This is a genomic window from Okeania sp. SIO2F4 (genome assembly GCF_010672385.1).
GTDB lineage: Bacteria > Cyanobacteriota > Cyanobacteriia > Cyanobacteriales > Microcoleaceae > Trichodesmium.
The window spans coordinates 1-4,434 of the sequence record NZ_JAAHGT010000822.1 but is presented as its reverse complement, the minus strand read 5'-3'; the positions used below and the strand labels follow the sequence as shown (position 1 = coordinate 4,434).

The window sequence follows — 4,434 nt, the reverse complement described above, 5'->3', positions numbered from 1 at the left end:
CCAATGGCAATAATATTATGACTGTCGTGGGCAATACTTTCTGCAATGGCTCCTTTCTTAAATCCAAAGCCTTTTACAAAACCTACCACCGGTTTGCCATTATCGTAACGACTCATCACAACCATTTTTAATAGATCATTGTCAACGTCAGCAACCAAATTTGAATCTTCAATTTTTGGATCGCATAAAATGGAGTCGGTAATCAGATCACCATCCTTTGCCACCATAACTTTAATCTTACCATTCTTTGGTTGGACTTTTAAGTCTGACAAGCAGATTGCCTTACGACTAAAATTATTCAATAAAATTTCGTTGTGAACTTCGAATGATGCTTTGCCATTTTTATAAGGTTTAGAAGCTAGAGCTGCTAAAGGAGAGGATATTAGTAAGATAGCTTCTGTGGCAAGTTTCTTTCTGAGTCGGATTGATAGTAATATTGATGGTACGATTGATACCAAACTTAAGAATGTAGCAGATGAAACAGTCAAGGCTAAACTAGAAACAGTCAAAGGAAAAGTAGCGATCGCCAATGCCAAAATTGCCTATCAAGAATACAAAAAAATCATTCAAGGCGATCGCTGGAAAGCTTTATCAGCAAAAGGTGCAAAAGTACAAAGACTTTTATGGGCAAGCACTAGCACCAAAAATCCAGCATATAGTGATGTAATGTATGTTGATGAATTGATGGGACCTGATACAGTTAATACCTTGCCTCCCCAAACCATAGATGCTTGTGCTGACCATTGTCATGTTGAAAGCCGAGTTGAGACCAACATTGAGGCAGCAATGCAGTTAATGACAAGTCTCAAAGACCCTGAGATTAATATCAACATTGACCAAGTAATGGACGAACTCCTAGCAGAAGGGATAGACAAATTTATCAAACCCTTTACTTCCCTAATCAACTCCCTAGAAGAAAAAGTTAAAAAATTAGCACCTGTTTTAGGCTAACTAATATCTGACGTCATCAGTCATTTTCATTTCGGTGACAACCGAAATGTGAAACAAGTAGGTTTTGACTGATGACCTAACAATAATAATTAATGTAGTTAAAGACACTGAATTATTGAATAATTTGGTATAATAAAAGTTATACATAAATATAGTCTTATGTAGTCAAGTGACGTCAAATATCTTCGTTGATTTGTACAAAATATCTACTAAATATTTGACAAAATTTAATAACTCTCGATCAGAGGTTTAATAGTGTAATGAAATTGGCTAAGAATTCCAGACTAAATAATCAGAAAAATTCCGAAATGCTCGAATCTTAATATAGTTTTAACCCCTTGATTTATGAGATTAGTTGAGAGACATATTATTCAACCAACACATCGGTTTTATCCAGAAATTGACCGACTGTGTTTCTTGTCGAAAAATCTCTATAACTATGCTAATTATTTAGTTCGTCAATCTTTTATATTTGAAAAGACAAATAATTCCTATTATGACCTACAAAAAACACTTTTTACTCAAGCAGACTACCAAGCAATGCCAGCTAAAGTATCTCAACAAATATTGATGATACTAGATAGAAATTGGAAAAGCTTTTTAGCAGCAAACGAAGTTTATAAACAGAACCCATCAAAGTTTAAATCTCGTCCTCGTCTTCCTGGATATAAAAATAAAATAACGGGCAGAAATATTGTAGTTTATACAAAACAAGCCATCAGTAATAAGCAACTTAAGCAAGGAATTATTAATCCTTCTAAAACAGGGATTTATCTCAAAACATTAGTACCTACTTCACAAATTAAACAAGTTCGTCTCGTCCCTAGACTTAACCATTATGTAATTGAGGTCATTTATGAGAAATGCGAAAAACAATACGAGCTAGAGGAAAATCATTGGGCTAGTATTGATATAGGATTAAACAACTTAGCTACATTAACTTTTAATCAAGCCGGAATCAAACCGCTCTTGATCAATGGCAGACCGTTAAAATCTATCAATCAATACTATAACAAAATTAAAAGCTTCCTACAGTCTAAACTCCGGGAAAATCAATCAAGCCGACGACTCAAAAAGCTTTGTAATAAAAGAGAATTTAAAATCAATGATTATCTCCATAAAACATCTCGTTTGATTATTGATACCCTAATAAATCAAAAAATAGGAATATTGATAATAGGGCACAATGAAGACTGGAAGCAGAAGATAAATTTAGGGAAAAGAAATAATCAAAATTTTGTCTGTGTTCCCTATAAAAGGTTAATAGAAATGTTATCCTATAAAGCCAAGATGGTAGGGATAAATGTAATTATTACAGAAGAATCTTATACATCAAAAGCAAGTTTTATAGATAATGATTTGATTCCTGTGTACAAGAAAGACCAAAAAAATAAAGTCACCTTTTCAGGAAAAAGAGTAAAAAGAGGTTTGTATCGCAGTGCCAGCAAAGGATTAATCAATGCTGATGTTAATGCTTCTTTGAACATTATGAGAAAAGCAGTCCCAAATGTCTTTGACCATGGGATAGAGGGTGTTGTAGTTCACCCAGTCAGAGTAACACCTGCAAAATAAGGATATGTCTTATGTGACTATATTTTTATGAACTATAGAAAAGTCATAGCAAATAAATCGTAATCAAAAAATCAAACACTTCAGCAAAAACAAAAGAGCTTCTATAGTAATTAATTAGAAGGAGTTAAAACTAGGATGGTAGCATTATTAGAAAATCCTCTGCGGATTGGATTACAACAAGACCGGATTCCCGAACCACAGATTTTAGTAATCTTCGGTGCATCTGGCGATCTAACCCAGAGAAAACTCGTTCCAGCATTATATCAAATGAAGCTAGAACGGAAACTACCCCCCGAACTAACAATAGTGGGAGTAGCACGCAGAGAATGGAGCCATGATTACTTCCGCGAACAAATGCGGACAGGTGTAGAAGACTTTGGTGGTGGTTTACAATCTGAAGAACTCTGGAATGATTTTGCTAAAGGGATTTTTTACTGTCCTGGTAATATAGATAAACCAGAAGATTATCAAAAACTCAAAGAACTTTTGAGTCAACTGGATGAAGAGAGAGGTACGCGAGGTAATCGCGTATTTTACTTGTCTGTAGCTCCCCGATATTTTGGAGAAGCGACTCAACAGTTAGGGGCAGCAGGAATGTTACCCGACCCCAAAAAGCAAAGATTAGTAATTGAAAAACCCTTTGGTAAAGACCTTAGTTCAGCTCAGGTACTGAATAAAGTTGTGCGTCAAGTTTGCCCCGAAGAGCAAATATACCGTATAGACCACTATCTAGGGAAAGAAACTGTTCAAAACTTAATGGTATTTAGATTTGCCAATGCAATCTTTGAACCCCTATGGAATCGTCAATTTGTCGATAATGTGCAAATTACTGTTGCGGAAACAGTAGGATTAGAAGGACGTGCTGGATATTATGAAACATCAGGTGCTCTGCGGGACATGGTACAAAACCACCTGATGCAGCTATTCTCCCTAACAGCAATGGAACCTCCTAACTCCTTAGATGCTGATAGTATTCGCAACGAAAAAGTAAAAGTAGTTCAGGCAACCCGTCTAGCAGATTTAGATCACCTAGAATATTCAGCAATTCGAGGTCAGTATACACAGGGTTGGATGAAAGGTAAAAATGTTCCAGCTTATCGGGAAGAAGGAGGAGCAGACCCCAACTCTACAACACCTACTTATGCAGCACTGAAACTTAATATTGATAACTGGCGTTGGAAAGGAGTACCTTTTTATTTGCGGACTGGCAAGCGAATGCCTAAAAAAGTCTCAGAAATTGCAATTCAGTTTAAAGAAGTGCCATATTTGATGTTCCAGTCCGCAGCTAAACAAGCTAATCCTAATGTATTGGCTTTGCGCATCCAACCCAATGAAGGGATATCGATGCGGTTTGAAGTCAAAACACCAGGTAGTTCCCTGCGAACTCGCTCAGTAGATATGGATTTCCGTTACGATACTGCTTTTGGTAAGCCTAGTACAGATGCTTACAGTCGTTTGTTGGTTGACTGTATGTTAGGAGACCAAACCCTGTTTACTCATGGCGATGAAGTAGAAGCATCTTGGCGAGCATTAACACCAATACTAGGTATCTGGGATGCTCCCGCTCCACCAGAAGTAATACCTTTGTATGAAGCAGGTAGTTGGGGACCAGTTGAGGCAGAACTGTTGCTCAACCGAGATGGTCGTCGTTGGCGCCGACTTTAAATTCAGTTATCAGTTATCAGTTATCAGCTTTTTACAGTAATGTCAGATAGGTTTGCCTATCTAGGGTGATTTCAGTTATCAGTTAGCCTCCTGTCGGAGGAACTGCGTTAACAGTTATCAGCACTACCTCCAGTAATAGGGAGGCTTGAAATGGGAAATTTTCTTCTCTTGGTCGATTAGATATGGCGAGGAGACCAACCGCTTTTTATCCCCTTGAAAGGGGAGGCTATTGACCTTATTTTTTGG

Annotated in this window: 3 protein-coding genes and 1 pseudogene; 3 read left to right on the top strand and 1 reads right to left on the bottom strand. The window is 37.0% G+C overall.

The annotated features are described in order from the left end of the window. The coding region (locus F6K22_RS33300; RefSeq protein WP_293108212.1) for an adenine deaminase C-terminal domain-containing protein at window positions 1-272 on the bottom strand (272 nt) is incomplete at its 3' end. A gap of 76 nt (window positions 273-348) precedes the next feature. Between F6K22_RS33300 and F6K22_RS33295 the strand changes: the two are divergent. The 3 genes and pseudogenes from F6K22_RS33295 to zwf form a co-directional block, all read left to right on the top strand. Next, window positions 349-951 (top strand): annotated as a pseudogene (locus tag F6K22_RS33295) (transaldolase family protein); the annotation flags it as partial. A 345-nt stretch (window positions 952-1,296) separates the two neighbouring features. Further along, on the top strand, window positions 1,297-2,523 hold the full coding sequence (locus F6K22_RS33290; protein WP_293108210.1) for an RNA-guided endonuclease InsQ/TnpB family protein: 1,227 nt from the start codon (window positions 1,297-1,299) through the stop codon (window positions 2,521-2,523). A 135-nt stretch (window positions 2,524-2,658) separates the two neighbouring features. Then, complete coding sequence (gene zwf / locus F6K22_RS33285; RefSeq protein ID WP_293108208.1) at window positions 2,659-4,188, top strand: glucose-6-phosphate dehydrogenase; 1,530 nt, start codon at window positions 2,659-2,661, stop codon at window positions 4,186-4,188. Window positions 4,189-4,434 lie beyond the last annotated feature (246 nt).